The sequence below is a fragment of the Photobacterium sp. GB-210 genome, from assembly GCF_003026075.1.
In the GTDB taxonomy this organism is placed as follows: domain Bacteria; phylum Pseudomonadota; class Gammaproteobacteria; order Enterobacterales; family Vibrionaceae; genus Photobacterium.
Window position 1 is genome coordinate 1 of record NZ_PYNU01000075.1, and the last position, 531, is coordinate 531.

The 531-nt window shown below is 41.1% G+C and carries 1 protein-coding gene; it reads right to left on the reverse strand.

Annotation, left to right across the window (positions count from 1 at the left end; translation table 11 throughout):
• Window positions 1–235: 235 nt before the first annotated feature.
• On the reverse strand, window positions 236–531 hold a 296-nt coding region (locus C9J38_RS21705; RefSeq protein ID WP_146144086.1), incomplete at its 5' end, for a DUF2931 family protein.

The following is a 531-nucleotide window of genomic DNA, read 5'->3' on the forward strand; positions in this document are numbered from 1 at the left end:
TACCATATGCTTTAGTGACTCTGACAGGGTAAAATGATGGCATAGCATAAGCCACAGTCCAATCAGGAACTTCATCAGGTACGCGTTCTCTATTTATCATGCTACAACCAGCCAGTAATAGGCAGAGTACTCCGGTTGATATGATCTTTTTCATTTACTGTCCTTGTGTAATGAATGCTGAATCTAGCTCTTTCATTGAGCGCCTCACAGGTTTTTGTGAGGCGATAAGTCAATATTAATGAAGCTGATCTACAATATAGCCCTTTGATGTATAAACCTTATTTACCTTGTCCCAAGGGATAGGCGTTAAGGTTGCGTTAGCATTTTTAGCTCTAATATTTAACTCGTCTTCATAATCATGCTTGTAGGCAGTTGATGAATTTCCGTTATAGTCCGTTTCGGGGGTGCTCGTTGGTGACAGCTCAGTAACGTACGTATACTTGCCACACCCTTCTAGCCACACTTTCACTTGTCCATTTGGTAGGAAGCCAAAATCAAATGTCGTTTGGTAACAAGTTTTACGCCTTCCAT